The sequence below is a fragment of the Pseudomonas sp. GW823-FHT02F05 genome (assembly GCF_058797315.1).
On the sequence record NZ_JBXAJM010000020.1, the window covers coordinates 45,854 to 62,397 of the forward strand.

16 protein-coding genes are annotated in these 16,544 nt (G+C 58.9%); 4 read left to right on the forward strand and 12 right to left on the reverse strand.

Annotation, left to right across the window (positions count from 1 at the left end):
- Nucleotides 1-57 precede the first annotated feature (57 nt).
- The 8 genes from AC1RAC_RS22150 to AC1RAC_RS22185 all read right to left on the reverse strand — a co-directional run bounded on the left by AC1RAC_RS22150 (nt 58) and on the right by AC1RAC_RS22185 (nt 8,778).
- Entirely contained in the window at nt 58-792 is a 735-nt protein-coding gene (locus AC1RAC_RS22150; protein WP_007916729.1) for an amino acid ABC transporter ATP-binding protein, read from the reverse strand.
- Nucleotides 789-1,460, reverse strand: coding sequence for an amino acid ABC transporter permease (locus tag AC1RAC_RS22155; protein WP_056790065.1), 672 nt, complete (start codon nt 1,458-1,460; stop codon nt 789-791). Before AC1RAC_RS22155 ends, AC1RAC_RS22150 begins: the two co-directional genes overlap by 4 nt.
- On the reverse strand, nt 1,460-2,206 hold the full coding sequence (locus AC1RAC_RS22160; protein WP_492616995.1) for an amino acid ABC transporter permease: 747 nt from the start codon (nt 2,204-2,206) through the stop codon (nt 1,460-1,462). The genes AC1RAC_RS22155 and AC1RAC_RS22160 overlap by 1 nt, the downstream gene beginning before the upstream one ends.
- A gap of 195 nt (nt 2,207-2,401) precedes the next feature.
- Entirely contained in the window at nt 2,402-3,328 is a 927-nt protein-coding gene (locus AC1RAC_RS22165; RefSeq protein WP_003188957.1) for a glutamate/aspartate ABC transporter substrate-binding protein, read from the reverse strand.
- Between the two features lie 362 nt (nt 3,329-3,690).
- Nucleotides 3,691-5,229: a glycerol-3-phosphate dehydrogenase gene (gene glpD, locus AC1RAC_RS22170; protein ID WP_034126461.1), complete on the reverse strand. Its 1,539-nt coding sequence runs from the start codon at nt 5,227-5,229 to the stop codon at nt 3,691-3,693.
- A gap of 259 nt (nt 5,230-5,488) precedes the next feature.
- A complete protein-coding gene (locus AC1RAC_RS22175; RefSeq protein ID WP_003188962.1) occupies nt 5,489-6,244 on the reverse strand; it encodes a DeoR/GlpR family transcriptional regulator in 756 nt (251 codons plus the stop codon).
- Between the two features lie 94 nt (nt 6,245-6,338).
- Nucleotides 6,339-7,844, reverse strand: a complete 1,506-nt coding sequence (glpK, locus tag AC1RAC_RS22180) for a glycerol kinase GlpK (RefSeq protein ID WP_032893327.1) — start codon at nt 7,842-7,844, stop codon at nt 6,339-6,341.
- A 76-nt stretch (nt 7,845-7,920) separates the two neighbouring features.
- Nucleotides 7,921-8,778 (reverse strand): MIP/aquaporin family protein, encoded by an 858-nt coding sequence (locus AC1RAC_RS22185; protein ID WP_014717136.1) that lies wholly within the window; start codon nt 8,776-8,778, stop codon nt 7,921-7,923.
- Between the two features lie 325 nt (nt 8,779-9,103).
- On the opposite strand from AC1RAC_RS22185, the gene ybaK reads away from it, so the two are divergent.
- Nucleotides 9,104-9,574 (forward strand): Cys-tRNA(Pro) deacylase, encoded by a 471-nt coding sequence (gene ybaK, locus AC1RAC_RS22190; RefSeq protein ID WP_014717137.1) that lies wholly within the window; start codon nt 9,104-9,106, stop codon nt 9,572-9,574.
- Between the two features lie 134 nt (nt 9,575-9,708).
- Here the strand turns inward: ybaK and AC1RAC_RS22195 are convergent, their stop codons facing one another.
- On the reverse strand, nt 9,709-10,818 hold the full coding sequence (locus tag AC1RAC_RS22195) for an ABC transporter ATP-binding protein (protein ID WP_034126462.1): 1,110 nt from the start codon (nt 10,816-10,818) through the stop codon (nt 9,709-9,711).
- The gene (gene argF, locus AC1RAC_RS22200) at nt 10,815-11,735 is read right to left on the reverse strand and encodes an ornithine carbamoyltransferase (protein WP_492616996.1); all 921 of its coding nucleotides are present in this window, start codon (nt 11,733-11,735) and stop codon (nt 10,815-10,817) included. The genes AC1RAC_RS22195 and argF overlap by 4 nt, the downstream gene beginning before the upstream one ends.
- 433 nt (nt 11,736-12,168) lie before the next feature.
- Here argF and AC1RAC_RS22205 point away from each other — a divergent pair, with 433 nt between their 5' ends.
- Entirely contained in the window at nt 12,169-14,277 is a 2,109-nt protein-coding gene (locus AC1RAC_RS22205; protein WP_492616997.1) for a molybdopterin oxidoreductase family protein, read from the forward strand.
- A 77-nt stretch (nt 14,278-14,354) separates the two neighbouring features.
- A complete protein-coding gene (grxD, locus tag AC1RAC_RS22210; RefSeq protein ID WP_054898038.1) occupies nt 14,355-14,693 on the forward strand; it encodes a Grx4 family monothiol glutaredoxin in 339 nt (112 codons plus the stop codon).
- Nucleotides 14,694-14,761: 68 nt separating this feature from the next.
- Here grxD and bfr read toward each other — a convergent pair whose 3' ends face one another.
- Together bfr and AC1RAC_RS22220 are read right to left on the reverse strand one after the other, a co-directional pair.
- Nucleotides 14,762-15,232 (reverse strand): bacterioferritin, encoded by a 471-nt coding sequence (gene bfr / locus AC1RAC_RS22215; RefSeq protein ID WP_054898039.1) that lies wholly within the window; start codon nt 15,230-15,232, stop codon nt 14,762-14,764.
- A gap of 200 nt (nt 15,233-15,432) precedes the next feature.
- Entirely contained in the window at nt 15,433-15,651 is a 219-nt protein-coding gene (locus AC1RAC_RS22220; protein ID WP_054917766.1) for a bacterioferritin-associated ferredoxin, read from the reverse strand.
- Nucleotides 15,652-15,894: 243 nt separating this feature from the next.
- Here AC1RAC_RS22220 and AC1RAC_RS22225 point away from each other — a divergent pair, with 243 nt between their 5' ends.
- On the forward strand, nt 15,895-16,497 hold the full coding sequence (locus AC1RAC_RS22225) for a peroxiredoxin (RefSeq protein ID WP_003172097.1): 603 nt from the start codon (nt 15,895-15,897) through the stop codon (nt 16,495-16,497).
- Nucleotides 16,498-16,544 lie beyond the last annotated feature (47 nt).

Below are 16,544 nucleotides of genomic sequence, written 5' to 3' on the forward strand. Positions count from 1 at the left end.
CGCAGGCAAGCCAGCTCCCACACAAGCCCGGCTCCTACAGGACGAACGGTGTTGCTTTTAGTGCTGCAGGATTTTCTCGAGGAAGTGTTGCGCGCGTTCGGAGCGTGCGCTGATGTCGCCGAAGAACTCTTCTTTCGGGCAGTCTTCGATGATCTTGCCGGCGTCCATGAAGATCACGCGGTCGGCCACTTTGCGCGCAAAGCCCATTTCGTGGGTCACACACATCATGGTCATGCCTTCGTGGGCCAGTTGCACCATCACGTCGAGCACTTCGTTGACCATTTCCGGGTCCAGCGCCGAGGTCGGTTCGTCGAACAGCATGACGATCGGGTCCATGGCCAGGGCGCGGGCAATCGCCACACGTTGTTGCTGGCCGCCGGAGAGCTGGCCTGGGTGCTTGTGGGCGTGTGCCGACAAGCCCACGCGTTCGAGCAGTTGCAGGCCCTTCTTGGTGGCTTCTTCCTTGCTGCGGCCCAATACCTTGATCTGCGCAATGGTCAGGTTTTCGGTGATGGTCAGGTGCGGGAACAGCTCGAAGTGCTGGAACACCATGCCTACGCGCGAACGCAGTTTTGGCAGGTTGGTCTTCGGGTCGGCGATGGAGGTGCCGTCGACCACGATGTCGCCCTTCTGGAACGGTTCCAGTGCGTTGACGCACTTGATCAGGGTGGATTTGCCCGAGCCGGATGGCCCGCACACCACGATCACTTCGCCTTTTTTAACCTCGGTGCTGCAATCGGTCAGCACCTGGAAGTCGCCATACCACTTGTTGATGTTCTTGATAGAGATCATACGGCAAACCTTTTTTGCAGACGCTTGACCAGCAGCGAGGCGGAAAAGCTGATGATGAAGTAGACGACACCGGCGAAGATCAGGAACTCATTGGAGCGGCCGATGATGTCGCCGTTGGAGCGGGCGGAGTTGAGGAAGTCCACCAGGCCCACGGTGTAGACCAGGGAGGTGTCCTGGAACAGGATGATCGACTGTTGCAGCAGCAACGGCGTCATCTTGCGGAACGCCTGGGGCAGGATGATCAGGCGCATGGTCTGGCCGTAGGTCATGCCCATGGCTTGTGCCGCCGCCATCTGGCCCTTGGGAATCGACTGCACACCGGCTCGTACGATTTCGCAGAAGTACGCGGCCTCGAACATCATGAACGCCACGACGCAGGAGGTGAACGCGCCGATAGGGGTGTCTTCGCCGGTGATCCAGCGCAGCACGAACGGCACCGCCAGGTAGAACCAGGTGATCACCAGCAGCAAGGGGATCGAGCGGAAGTAGTTCACGTAGGCGCCGGCCACGCGGGACAGCAGTTTGTTGGACGACAAGCGCATCAGGGCCAGGAGGGTCCCGATGATGATGCCGCCGACCACGCCCATGACCATCAGCTTCAAGGTCATGACCATGCCGTTCCACAGGCCTGGAATGGCGGGGATGATGCCGCTGAAATCGAAGTCCATTATTTGCCCCCCACGGAGATCAGGCCGGGCACTGCGACTTTCTTCTCGACCACGCGCATCAGCAGCATCAGGCTCATGTTCAAGGTGAAGTAGATCAGCGTGGCCAGGGTGAAGGCTTCAAACAGGTTGGCCGAGAACTCGGCGGTCTGTTTGGTTTGCGCCAGCAGTTCCATCAAGCCGATCAAGGACGCCACGGAGGAGTTCTTGAACACGTTGAGGAATTCCGAGGTAAGCGGCGGAATGATGATGCGGTAAGCCTGGGGCAGCAGCACGTTCCAGTAGATCTGCGGCAGCTTGAAGCCCATGGCGCGCGCCGCGTATTCCTGGCCGCGTGGCAGCGCCTGGATACCGGTACGCACTTGCTCGCACACACGGGCGGCGGTGAACAGGCCCAGGCACACCACGACGCTCAGGTAGGCCGAGGTGGTCGGGTTCAGGTCTTGTTTGTACCAGTCCTGCAGGTTCTGCGGCAGCATGTCCGGTACCAGGAAGTACCAGATGAACAGCTGAACCAGCAGCGGCACGTTACGAAACAGTTCCACGTAGCAGGTCGCGATGCCCGATACGAGGCGGTTTGGCACAGTGCGCATGACCCCCAGAATGGAGCCTAGCAGCAAGGCGATAATCCATGCCACGACAGCGATGGCGATGGTCCAGCCCAGCCCGGAGAGGTACCAGTCGAGGTAAGTCTCGCTGCCCACGCCGGTGGACTTGAAGAACACGCCCCAGTCCCAGTTGTAATTCATTAGGGTCTCCCCTCGAGATCGATCGATGTACAAGCACCCGCTTGGGGAAGATCCGTTCCCGCCTGACGTTGAACGCCAGGCACACACGATCGGCTCGAAAACCGCCAGGTCGAGTGTTCCAAGTTAAAAACCAGCAGGTAATTACAGACGCCTGAGGGAGGGTTGGCTCCCTCAGGACATAAGCTTAGTCAGGTATCAGATTTTTACTTCTGGCGCTGGTTTGTCGCTAGGGTTAGCGATCAGCTCCTTGACCTTGTCGCTCATCGGGAAGTTAAGGTTCAGGCCTTTCGGTGGGATCGGGCTTTCGAACCATTTGGCGTAGATCTTGTTGATCTCGCCGGACTTGTACAGGGCGACAATGGCGTCATCCACGGCTTTCTTGAAGTCCGGGTCGCCTTTGCGAACCATGCAAGCGTAGGCTTCAAAGGACTGCGGAGTACCGGTAATGACCCAGTCGTCCGGCTTCTTGGCCTTGGCTTCTTCACCGGCCAGCAGGGCGTCGTCCATCATGAATGCAACGGCGCGGCCGCTTTCGAGCATCTGGAAGGATTCGCCGTGGTCTTTGGCGGAGATAACGTTCATGCCCATCTGCTTGTCGGCGTTCATCGCCTTGATGATGCGCTCGGACGTGGTACCGGCGGTGGTCACGACGTTTTTGCCTTTCAGGTCGGCAAAGTCAGCGTAGGACGGCTTGCCTTCCTTGTCTTTCTTGACCAGCAGGCGGGTGCCGATTTCGAAGATGTTGACGGTGAAATCAACTTGCTGGGCGCGTTCGGTGTTGTTGGTGGTGGAGCCGCACTCCAGATCCGCGGTGCCGTTCTGGATCAACGGGATACGGGTTTGCGAGGTCACCAGGTTGTACTTGGCTTTGAGGTCGGGTTTGTTCAGGTCTTTTTTCAGTTGCTCGACAACGGCCAACTGGATGTCGTGGGAGTAGCCCACGGGTTTGCCCGAGCCATCCGCGATGTAGGAAAACGGAATGGAGCTGTCGCGGTGAGCGAGAGTGATGGTGCCGGAGTCGTTGATTTTCTTCAGTGTGCCGGTGAGTTCGGCGGCAAAAACTGGAGTGCTGATCAGAGCAGCAGCGATAGCTGCGCCCAGGATATGGGGAACGATGCGCATCAATACTTCCTCGACATTTGTTTTTTTTATGAAGCCAGCTGAACGGCTCTCTTGTACAGCGACTGCCCGTGACGGCTCCTAAGGCGCCTCAGGCAATCGTTGAAGAGTGTAGAGCATGAGTCGTGCCATACCGAAAACAAAAGGATAACTTCATGATTTATATGGAAATTAACTTTTTGTGTCGGCAGTATTTTCGGTCGGTAGTCCGGCAAACCGAATAGGGCAGAGGGGCGCGTTCGGAAAACCGAATAGTCCGTAGGTGCGAGCTTGCTCGCGAAAAACGCAAAAACGCCGCGTTTATGCTGAATAAACGCGGCGCTCTCGGGTTTTTCGCGAGCAAGCTCGCTCCTACACTGGGGCGGTCAGGCGGCTTCGATCTTGCTGCGGTTCTGCTCGACCTTGGACAAGTAGCGCTGCAGGTTTTCCTGCTCTTGCGGCGTGGTGAACAGGCCAAGCTTGGTACGGCGCCACAGCACGTCCTGCGGTTGTGTTACCCACTCTTCGGCGCACAGGTAGTCGACTTCGCGGGTATAGAGGCCGCCACCCAAGTGGTCACCCAGATCGGCGAGCGATTGCACGCCTTCCAGCAAGCGCCAGGTGCGGCTGCCGTAGGTGGTGGACCAGCGACGGGCGATCTCGCTCGGTACCCAGTCGAACTTGGCGCGGATGGCATCGGCCAGGGCTTCTGGGGTAGTCATGTGTTCGCCACCGGGCAGGCTGGCTGTGGCAGTCCAGCTTGGGCGCATCTGGGTGAAGTACGGCGCCAGTTGGGCCATGGCCGACTCAGCCAGTTTGCGATAGGTGGTCAGCTTGCCACCGAACACCGACAGGATCGGCGCTTCGCCGGTGCCGCCGGACAGCGACAGGGTGTAGTCACGCGTAATGGCCGACGGGTTGTCCGACTCGTCATTGCACAGTGGGCGCACGCCGGAGTAGGTGTGGACGATATCGTCGCGGCTCAGCTGTTTCTTGAAGTGCGCGTTGACCACTTTAAGCATGTAGTCGGTTTCACCTTCGGTGATCGCCACTGCAGCCGGGTCGCCGGTGTATTCGCGGTCGGTGGTGCCGATAATGGTCAGGTGGTTCAGGTACGGAATGGTGAAGACGATGCGTTGGTCTTCGTTTTGCAGAATATGCGCGTGAGCACCCTCGTACAGTCTCGGCACGATCAGGTGGCTGCCCTGGATCAGACGAATGCCGTACGGTGAATCCAGCTTCAGGTCGTCCCGGATGAATTTGGCCACCCATGGGCCGGCGGCATTCACCAGGGCGCGGGCGCGGATCGAGAACAGGCTGCCGTCGGCACGTTCCATGTTCATTTCCCACATGCCGTTGCTGCGCTTGGCGCTGACGCAACGGGTCTGGGTGTGGATGTGCGCGCCTTTCTCGCGGGCAGCCATGGCGTTGAGTACCACCAGGCGGGCGTCGTCGACCCAGCAGTCGGAGTATTCAAAGCCTTTGGTGATTTCGCTTTTCAGCGGGCTGTCGGCACCGAACTTGAGGCTTTTGGAACCCGCGAGCTTTTCGCGCTTGCCCAAGTGGTCATAAAGGAACAGACCAGCACGAATCATCCAGGCCGGGCGCAGGTGCGGGCGGTGCGGCAGTACGAAGCGCATTTGCTTGACGATGTGCGGTGCCTTGGCCAGCAGTACTTCGCGTTCGGCCAATGCTTCACGCACCAGACGGAATTCGTAATGCTCCAGGTAACGCAGTCCACCGTGGATCAGCTTGCTGCTGGCCGATGAGGTGTGGCTGGCCAAGTCATCCTTTTCGCAAAGGAATACCGACAAACCGCGACCGGCTGCGTCTGCTGCAATCCCGACGCCATTGATCCCGCCACCAATTACGGCAACGTCATAGACTTCGGCAAGCGGTGGAGCAGGCAAGGTGGAAGGGTTCATCGGCTGGCCTCGCGATCTTTTCGTCTTGGAATTCGAACATTAATGTTCATTTGCGAAAATGGTAGCTGATAATTGCGGGCACAGCCACCCGACTTCGATTGAAAAAACTCATCGAAGGGTGGGGAAAGGAAGAATTATGAACAAAGGTGAATGTATGGGTGTGAGTGAGGCCGTCATCGCGGGCAAGCCCGGCTCCCACATTTGATCGCATTTCAAACTGTGGGAGTCGGACTTGCCCGCGATGACGCCTGAACAGGCGCTACACGACTTCCAGCCGCACCTTGTGCTCATTCAGCACTTGCACCAACGCCGGCACCGGCTGCTGGTCAGTCACCAGGCAGTCCACTAGGCTGATCGGCCCCAGGCGAATCATGGCATTGCGCCCGAATTTGCTGGAGTCCGCCGCCAGGATCACCTGCCGCGCATTGGCGATGATTGCCTGGGAAACCCGCACCTCCTGGTAATCGAAGTCCAGCAGGCTGCCGTCCTCGTCGATCCCGCTGATGCCCACCAGGGCAAAGTCGACCTTGAACTGGTTGATGAAGTCGACACTGGCCTGGCCCACCACGCCGCCGTCACGGCGTACATTGCCGCCGGTGAGCAACACATCGAAGTCGTCCTTGGCGCTGAGCATGGTGGCAACGTTGAGGTTGTTGGTGATGATTTTCAGGTGGCTGTGATTGAGCAGCGCACGGGCGATGGATTCGGTGGTGGTGCCGATGTTGATGAACAGCGAGGCATGATCGGGAATCTGCGCGGCGATGGCTTCGCCGATGCGTTGCTTCTCGTCGCGCATCTGGTCGGCACGCATGGCGTACGCGGTGTTCTCGACACTGGAGTCATAGGCTGCGCCGCCGTGGTAGCGGCGCAACAGGTTGGCGTCCGCCAGCTGGTTGATATCGCGGCGGATGGTTTGCGGGGTGACAACGAATAGCTGCGCCATTTCCTCGATACTGACGTACCCGCGTTCGCGGACCAGTTCGAGGATTTGTTGTTGGCGGGGAGGCAGATTCATGGGGCGTCCTTTGGGCTGCCATACAAAAGTGGCCCATGATGACGCAGGAATCCGCTCCCTGCCAGTTACAACCTGCCGTAAGCCAGCGCTTGGCTTATTCGGCGCCTTCGTGCGGCTCCCAGTCACGGGTGCGGCTCACAGCTTTTTGCCAGCCGGCGTAGAGTTTCTCTTTGGCCGCCTCGTCCAGCTGTGGCTCGAACTCGCGCTCGATTACCGCCTTGCCGCGCAACTCGTCCAGGCTGCCCCAGAAGCCACACGCCAGGCCCGCCAGGTAGGCTGCGCCGAGGGCGGTGGTCTCGCGCATTTGCGGGCGTTCTACCTGGGTGCCGAGGATGTCGGCCTGGAATTGCATCAGGAAGTTGTTGGCAACCGCGCCGCCGTCCACGCGCAGGGCCTTGAGGCGTTCGCCCGAGTCCTGTTGCATGGCGTCGAGGACGTCGCGGGTCTGGTAGGCAATCGACTCCAGGGCTGCGCGAATAATGTGGTCTACGCGTACGCCACGGGTCAGGCCGAACAGTGCGCCACGGGCATACGGGTCCCAGTAGGGCGCGCCGAGACCGGTGAAAGCGGGTACCAGGTACACGCCGTTGCTGTCCTTGACCTTGCCGGCAAAGTATTCGGTGTCGTGGGCATCGTTGATGATCTTCAGCTCGTCACGTAGCCATTGCACGGTGGAGCCACCGTTGAAGACCGCGCCTTCCAGGGCATAGGCCACCTCACCGCGCGGGCCGCAGGCAATGGTGGTGAGCATGCCGTGCTTGGATTTCACCGCCTTGTCGCCGGTGTTCATCAGCAGGAAGCAGCCGGTGCCGTAGGTGTTCTTGGCCTGGCCCGCTTCCACGCACATCTGGCCAAACAGGGCCGCTTGCTGGTCGCCGGCAATGCCACCGATAGCGATGCCGCTCTTGGTACGGCCATAGATTTCCGACGACGACTTCACTTCAGGGAGCATTTCCCGTGGGATGTCGAGAATCTCCAGCATCTTCGCATCCCACTCCAGGGTGTGGATGTTGAAGAGCATGGTGCGCGACGCGTTGGTGTAGTCGGTGACGTGGGTCTTGCCGCCGGTAAATTTCCAGATCAGCCAGCTGTCGACGGTGCCGAACAGCAGTTCGCCATTGCGCGCACGTTCGCGACTGCCTTCGACGTTGTCGAGGATCCACTTGAGCTTGGTGCCGGAGAAGTATGGGTCGGTCACAAGGCCCGTGGTGTCGCTGATGTATTGCTCATGGCCGTCGCGCTTGAGCTGCTGGCAGATCTCGGTACTGCGGCGGCACTGCCAGACAATAGCGTTATAGATCGGGCGGCCGGTGATCTTGTCCCAGACCACCGTGGTTTCACGCTGGTTGGTGATACCGATGGCGGCCACCTGGTCATGGTGCAGGCCGGCCTGCGCCAGCGCTTCGACCATCACCGCGCTCTGGGTGGCGAAGATTTCCATCGGGTCATGTTCAACCCAGCCAGCCTGCGGGTAGTGCTGGACGAATTCACGCTGGGCGGTACACACCACGTTGGCGTCACGATCGAAGATGATCGCCCGGGAACTGGTGGTGCCCTGATCAAGGGCAATGATGTAGTTCTTATTCTGAAGGTCGGTCATGTCAATTGCCTTGGACGAAATAAGGAAGTCAGAAATCAGCCTGGGCCGCGAAGGGCAGGGGACCAGGCTGGCGCTTTCAGGAAATACGAGTCTTGCCGTTGACAGCCGTGTCAGGTGTTTCTTCAGCGATAGCCGGTGCGGCGCTCGGCAGGTGGCGAGCAATCAGCCCGCGATAGGCCGCAGCGCCCAGGCATGCGCCGACAATCGGAGCGAAAATCGGCACCAGGAAATAAGGAATATCGCGACCGCCAGTAAAGGCCATTTCACCCCAACCGGCGAAAAAGGTCATCAGCTTGGGACCGAAATCCCGTGCCGGGTTCATCGCAAAGCCAGTCAGCGGGCCCATGGCGCTGCCGATTACGGCGATCAGCAAACCGATCAGCAGAGGTGCCAGGGGGCCGCGTGGCAGGCCGTTGTTATCATCGGTCAGAGCCATGATCACGCCCATCAGGATGGCGGTGATGACCATCTCCACCAGGAATGCCTGGGCCGTGCTCAGCAGCGCATGGGGATAGGTGGAGAACACCGACGCCAATTCCAGGCTGGCTTGTGAGCCGCGGACCATGTGGTGGGTTTGTTCGTAATCGAAAAACAGATTGCTGTAGAGCGTGTACACCAGGGCGGCGGAGCAAAAGGCGCCGGCGACCTGGGCAAGAATATAGAAGGGCAGTTTGCGCTTTTCAAAATCGGCAAAGATGCACAGGGCGATACTGACCGCCGGGTTGAGGTGAGCCCCGGAAATACCGGCACTCAGGTAGATCGCCATGCTCACGCCGACCCCCCAGATGATACTGATTTCCCATAAGCCAAAGCTCGCACCCGCGACCTTGAGCGCGGCGACGCATCCTGTACCGAAGAAGATCAGCAGCGCGGTGCCCAGGAATTCGGCCATGCATTGGCTCGAAAGTGAAGGCTGTTGAAGAGCAGTTGTCATGGAAAACCTCAATTGTTGTTCTTGTCTTGCGCACGGCCTCAACGGGCAGTTGCGCGATATTCACCACGAGAAGGATCCCCATCCTGGATCGTGGCTCACTGCGGAGTACCAGAGAATTATTCCTACGGTATTCGGAAACGAAAAAATATAGACAAGAATGACCGCTGTCAAAGGTCGAAAGTGAACCATTGGTCATTTCCGAACTATTGGTGTGGTGAATGATCATGGCCAAGGCACGTTGCTTTTGCGGTGATAGGTCTGTGCTAGAGCGTTTTAGGTAGGCTTGGCCTAGAATTGGCCATCAGTTTGCCCGCCCGGAGCCGTTATGACCCCTGCATTGGACCTGTTGAAAAAAGTTCGCGCCGAACATCGTGTGCATAGTTATGAACATGATCCCAAGGCAGCCTCGTATGGGCTGGAGGCCGCGGAAAAATTGAGCCTGGACCCGGCCCAAGTGTTCAAGACGCTGCTGGCGAGCAGTGAGAAGGGTGAATTGTTGGTGGCGGTTGTGCCGGTCGTCGGAAGTCTGGACTTGAAAGCCCTGGCTCATGCTGCGGGTGTGAAGAAAGTCGAAATGGCTGACCCGGCAGCGGCGCAGCGTTCCACGGGTTATCTGTTGGGCGGCATCAGCCCGCTGGGTCAGAAGAAGCGGCTGCGCACGTTTATCGATGAAACGGCGCAACCCTTTGCAACGATTTTTGTCAGCGCGGGCAGAAGAGGATTGGAAGTTGAATTGCCAGCGGCGGTGTTGGCTGAACACACCCAGGCCAAATTCGCACCGATCGGGCGGGCCTGATATTCATTCTTTGAAGTCTATGAGGATCAAATGTGGGAGCTGGCTTGCCTGCGATAGCATCAACGCGGTGTAACAGATAACCCGAGTTGTCTGCATCGCAGGCAAGCCAGCTCCTACATTCCGACCCGGTTTTATCAGTGAGCGACGCTGTGGCGGCGCACGCCTGACTCAACAGCAGGAATTTGCGCCGCTGTGCTGCCGGATGCCTGGAACACCACCAAATGCTCAGCCGCCACACGAATCCCCACCTCCGCGCCCACTTGGTGATCGGCATGGCTGGGGAAAATCGACTCCAGCTGAGCGCCGGTCGGCAGCTGTAACCGGTACAGCGTTGAGGCGCCGAGGAAGGTCTTGCCGACGATCCGGGCTTTCAACGCGCTGTCCGGCGCATACACGATATCGTCCGGGCGCAGCAGCACGTCCACCGCAGCGCCGGTCGGCAAGGTGTAGGCACGGTTGCCGCGCAGGTCGCCCAGTTCAGTGCTGACCGATTCGGGCGAGTTCAGCCGACCACGGATGAAATACCCTTGGCCGATGAAACTGGCGACGTAAGGCGTCTGCGGTTCGTGATAGAGGTTGTAGGGCGTGTCCCACTGCTCAAGGCGGCCTTCCTTGAAGACCCCGACGTGATCGCTGACGGCGAAGGCCTCTTCCTGATCATGGGTTACCAGGATCGCGCTGGTGCCGCGAGCCTTGAGGATGTCGCGCACTTCATGGCTGAGCTTGCGGCGCAGTTCGCCATCGAGGTTGGAAAAGGGTTCATCCAGCAACAGCAGTTGCGGCTCCGGCGCCAGGGCCCGGGCGAGAGCGACGCGTTGTTGCTGACCACCGGAAAGCTCATGGGGGAAGCGCTTGCCCAGGTTCTTCAAGTTGACCAGTTCCAGCAACTCGGCAACTACGCGCTCTTTTTGCGGGTGCTTGCGAATGCCAAAGGCGATGTTGTCAGCCACGCTCAGGTGCGGGAACAACGCGTAGTCCTGGAACACCATGCCGATACGACGTTTTTCCGGGGCGAGGGTGAAACCGGCACGGGAGATGACTTCGCCCGCCAGGCTGATTTCGCCTTCATGCACCGGCTCAAAGCCAGCAATCGCGCGCAGGGTGGTGGTTTTGCCACACCCTGAAGAGCCGAGCAGGCAACCGATATCGCCGGCGTTGAGGTGCAGGTTGAGGTTCTGCACGACGCGCTGGTCTTGATAGCCGCATGCCAGATTGCGCAGGTTCAGCAGTAATGACTGGCTCATGCGTGGTGGTACGACGGTGGTACGAGGAATTCGAGCAAGGCTTTTTGCGCATGCAGGCGGTTCTCGGCCTGATCCCACGCGACTGAGCGCGAATCGTCGAGCAGGTCCTGGCTGATTTCTTCGCCCCGGTGGGCGGGCAGGCAGTGCATGAACAGCACGTCTGGCGCGGCCAGGTCGAGCAACGCACGGGTCACCTGGAACGGCGCGAACTGGGCCAGGCGCTTGGCGGTTTCGTCTTCCTGGCCCATGGAGGTCCAGACGTCGGTGCTGACCAGGTGCGCGCCGACCACTGCGTCTTTCGGATCGCGCAGCAGTTGCACACGGCCATCGGCCTTGGCCATGAACTCGGCGCTGGGCTCGTAGCCTTCAGGGCTGGCGATGCGCAGGTGGAAGTCGAACTGGATCGCCGCTTCTATATAGCTGTTGCACATGTTGTTGCCATCGCCGATCCAGGCCACGGTCTTGCCTTGGATCGAGCCACGGTGTTCGAGGAAGGTTTGCATGTCGGCCAGCAACTGGCAGGGGTGCAGGTCATCGGACAGGCCGTTGATCACGGGCACACGGGAGTTGGCGGCAAATTCGGTCAAGGTGCTGTGGGCGAAGGTACGGATCATCACGGCATCGAGCATGCGCGACATCACGATGGCGCAATCGCTGATCGGCTCACCACGGCCCAATTGGGTGTCGCGCGGTGACAGGAAGATGGCCTGGCCACCCAGCTGGATCATGCCGGCTTCGAACGACAGGCGTGTGCGGGTCGAGGACTTTTCGAAAATCATCCCGAGTACCCGGTTTTTCAACGGCTCAAACAGTACACCGCGGTTACGCAGGTCTTTAAGCTCAATGCCTCGACGGATCACGCTGACCAGCTCTTCGGGCGTGCAATCCATCAGGGAGAGAAAGTGCCTTGCGCTCATCATTAACTACCTTTTGCAACAGACCGCAGATACTCAAAGCCTTGTTTATTGCGACAACGGGCGAGACCTGCGGCGAAAGCCGCACGGGGCGACGAAATAGGGGAAGACGCGATATTGACATTAAATGTCGCGTTTTACCAATAGGGCTACGGCTTTAGGGGTGTTCAAGCAGGGCGCTGGCGCGCGTTTGAAGACGAATTCCTGACAGCAGCGAACCATTTGTACACTGGCGTCCAGGCCTTTTGCAATGCGCGGGGGCGGGCTTGGGCCAGGTCGCGTCGGTTTCAGCGCCTGCTGACAAGGTTTCTGAAACATTTGCTCATGCTTAGCCATGCCCTGGCCTATGCCCGTCGATTCACAACGCGAAGGTTGCTGGCGCGCCAAGTGGTCGCGGCCCATAGTTGAGTCAAAGCCCCTATAAAAGAGACTGGCCATGACCAAGACTCTCCACCACCGTGCCTGCCACCTGTGCGAAGCCATCTGCGGCCTCACCCTGGAAACCACCCAAGCCGAAGACGGTAGCCTGGCGATCACCTCGATCAAGGGCGACCCTCTGGACAGTTTCAGTCGCGGCCACATCTGCCCCAAGGCGGTGGCCCTGCAGGACATCCAGAATGACCCGGACCGCCTGCACCAACCCATGCGGCGGGTGGGCAGCGAATGGCAGCCGATTGGCTGGGATGAAGCCTTTGCCCTGGTGGCCGAGCGGCTTGCGGGTATCCAGACGCGGCATGGGCAGAACGCGGTGGCGGTGTATCAGGGCAACCCAAGCGTGCATAACTATGGGTTGATGACCCACAGCAACTACTTTCTAGGGCTGTTGAAGACGCGCAATCGTTTTTCCGCGACCTCGGTAGACCAACTGCCTCATCACCTCACCAGTCACCTGATGTACGGCCACGGCCTGTTGTTGCCCATACCCGATATCGACCAGACCGACTTCATGTTGATTCTCGGCGGCAACCCGCTGGCTTCCAATGGCAGCATCATGACTGTGCCCGATGTGGAGAAACGCCTCAAGGCCATCCAGGCGCGGGGCGGAAAAGTGGTGGTGGTCGACCCTCGGCGCAGCGAGACGGCAGCCATCGCGGACCAGCACGTGTTCGTACGCCCCGGCGGCGATGCGGCATTGTTGTTTGGGGTGCTCAACACTTTGTTCTCCGAAGGGCTGACACGCGACAGCCATTTGCCGGTGCAAGGCCTGGATGATGTACGCAAGGCGATTGCCGGCTTCGATGCCGAGGCCATGAGCCGCCAGTGTGCGGTGCCTGCCGAGCAGATTCGCCAGTTGGCCAGGGACTTCGCCGGCGCTGACAAGGCCGTTTGTTATGGCCGCATGGGGGTCTCGACCCAAGCGTTTGGCACGCTGTGCCATTGGCTGGTGCAACTGATCAACCTGGTGACCGGCAACCTGGACCGTGTCGGCGGCGCGCTCTGCACCAGCCCCGCGGTGGACCTGGTGGCCTCCACCAGCGGCGGCCATTTCAACCGCTGGCAGAGCCGCGTGTCCGGGCGGCCGGAGTACGGCGGAGAACTGCCGGTGTCAGCCCTGGCCGAAGAAATGCTGACCGAGGGTGAAGGGCAGATCCGCGCCCTGGTGACGGTGGCCGGCAACCCGGTACTGTCCACGCCTAACGGCCGCCAATTGGAACAAGCCCTGGACGGGTTGGAGTTCATGGTCAGCATCGACCTGTATATCAACGAGACCACGCGTTATGCCGACCTGATCTTGCCCTCCACCTCGGCGCTGGAAAACGATCACTACGACACTACCTTCAATTTGTTCGCGGTACGCAATGTCACACGCTTCAATCGCGCCATCCTGCCCAAGCCTGAGGGTGCATTGCATGACTGGGAGATCTTTGTCGGCTTGGCCAAGGCGTTTGCGGCGCACACTGGCGCGGTGCTCAAGCCCACCCTGCCACCGGCACAGATGATCGACTTTGGCCTGCGTGCGGGTGCCTATGGTGACGCATCCAGTCATAAACTGTCGGTGGCCATGCTGGCGGATCATCCCCATGGCGTCGACCTGGGGCCGCTAAAGCCCAACCTCGCGGCACGTTTGAAAACCGCGGATGCCAAGGTGCAAGCGGCACCGGCCGTGATCCTGGCAGACCTGGCGCGTTTCGCCGCGCAGCCGGTGCCGGTGGCCGACGAACTGCTATTGATTGGCAGGCGGCATGTGCGCAGCAATAATTCCTGGATGCATAACTATCACCGGCTGGTGAAGGGTAAGCCACGCCATCAACTGCTGATGCACCCCGATGATCTGGCTAGCCGTCAGTTGAGCGATGGCCAGCGGGTGCGGGTGAGTTCGCGTATCGGTATGGTCGAGGTGGAAGTAGCGGCCAGCACGGACATGATGCCGGGTGTGGTCAGCCTGCCTCACGGCTGGGGCCACGGTCGTCCGGGCGTGCAGATGAGCATCGCGAGCAGCCAGCCGGGGGCGAGTGCCAATGACTTGACCGACGAGCGGCAATTGGACGAGTTGTCGGGTAATGCGGCGCTCAACGGCGTACCGGTGAAGGTGGCGGCGGCCTGAGCATCCTGCTGGATTTTTGCGTTACAATGCGCCACCGTGCCGACCCGTGAGTCGCAAAGTTCCTGCAGAGGTGTTCCATGGATATCATCGAAACGATCAAAGAGCAGATTGCCAACAACACCATTCTGCTTTACATGAAGGGCGCACCTAACGCGCCTCAGTGCGGTTTCTCCGCAAAAGCGTCCCAGGCTGTGATGGCATGTGGCGAGAAGTTCGCTTACGTGGATATCCTGCAAAACCCTGAAATCCGCGCCAACCTGCCAAAGTACGCCAACTGGCCGACTTTCCCGCAGTTGTGGGTAGCCGGTGAGCTGGTTGGCGGTAGCGACATCATCACTGAAATGGCAGCTGATGGCTCGCTGCAAGCGCTGATCAAAGACGCAGCGCAAAAAGCAGCAGTCAAGACTGACGCCTAATTGGCGAGCAATAAAAAGCCCCGCTTCTCTGGTGAGAGCGGGGCTTTTTTGTGCCTGAACGCTACGGGTTATTCACCCATCTGCGATTGCAGGTAATTCTCCAGGCTGACCTTGTCGATCAGGCCCAACTGGGTTTCAAGCCAGTCGATATGCTCTTCCTGATCTTCCAGGATATCTTCCAACAGTTCACGGCTGCCGAAATCGCCCTTGGTTTCGCAGTGAGCGATACCAGCCTTCAGGTCGCTGTGGCTCTTGCGCTCAAAGCCCAGGTCGCTGCTGATCATTTCCTGGGTGTGCTCGCCGATGTTCAGCTTGCCCAGGTCCTGCACGTTCGGCAGGCCTTCCAGGAACAGGATGCGCTTGATCAGCGCGTCGGCGTCCTTCATGGCCTTGATCGATTCTTTGTATTCACGCTTGCCGAGCTTTTCCAGGCCCCAGTCATCGTACATGCGCGCATGCAGGAAGTACTGATTGATCGCGACTAGTTCATTGGCAAGGATTTTGTTGAGTTGCTGGATGACTGAGATGTCGCCTTTCATGACTGGGGTCCTGCCCTGTAATAGCTGTGTATAGGGCGGAGTCTGAGCGGTGAAAATCCTAGTGTCAAACCTAAGTTATTGAATAATAAATGAAAATTAATCGGAATAAGAATGTTTGTGTTCCGCGTCTTGGCGCTAACTAATTGAATTACAGGCATAAAAAAACCGGACACAAGGTCCGGCTCTTTAAAACATGCCTATCAGGCGTGTGTAAATTCTGTCGAGTAGGGGAGTGCGGTCTGGGCTGTTTGCAGCTGCGTCAGGGTTTCCCGTACCACTTGCTTGGCCAGGCAAGCACATTTGCCGCACTGGCTGGCAACGCCGGTGGTTTCACGCACTTCTTTGTAGCTGCAGCAACCTTCATAGATTGCTTCGCGGATTTGTCCGTCGGTGACGCCAGTGCAGAGGCAGACATACATAAGTGAGAACCGTCGCGGGTTTATGGCTTAAGTGCGATGGATCTTAATGTTAACGAGAATGATTGTCAAAATAGTTTCAGCAGCAATCCGGGGGGAATTGCCCGTGCGCTGACGAACGGTTTTTTCGGTGTATGATGGTCGGTCTTCACGAAGCGTGATTGCGTCATATTTCTGTCTGTTTCCACAGGCAGACTCGACCGGTCCTTTTACTTCAATCGTCACCCCTATATCAGGAGATATCCAATGAGCGTACTCGTCGGTAAACAAGCCCCGGATTTCGACGTACCAGCCGTCCTCGGCAATGGCGAAATCGTAGACAGCTTCAAGCTGTCTGAAGCCATCAAAGGCAAATACGGCCTGGTGTTCTTCTACCCGCTGGACTTCACCTTCGTCTGCCCTTCAGAGCTGATCGCCCTGGACCACCGCATGGACGATTTCAAAGCGCGCAATGTTGAAGTGGTCGCGGTTTCCATCGACTCCCATTTCACCCACAACGCCTGGCGCAACACCGCCATCAACGACGGCGGCATCGGCAAAGTCAAATACACCATGGCTGCCGACATGAAGCACGACATCGCCAAGGCCTACGACGTTGAGTCCGAAGGCGGCGTGGCGTTCCGTGGCGCGTTCCTGATCGACGACAAGGGCGTTGTGCGCTCGCAGATCATCAACGACCTGCCGCTGGGCCGTAACATGGAAGAGCTGATCCGCCTGGTCGACGCGCTGCAATTCCACGAAGAGCACGGCGAAGTCTGCCCTGCCAACTGGAAAAAAGGCGACAAAGGCATGAACGCTTCGCCAGAAGGCGTTGCGGCTTACCTGACCGAGAACGCTGGCAAGCTGTAAGCCAACGTCACGGTACAAAAAAACCGGCCTGAAAAGGCCGGTTTTTT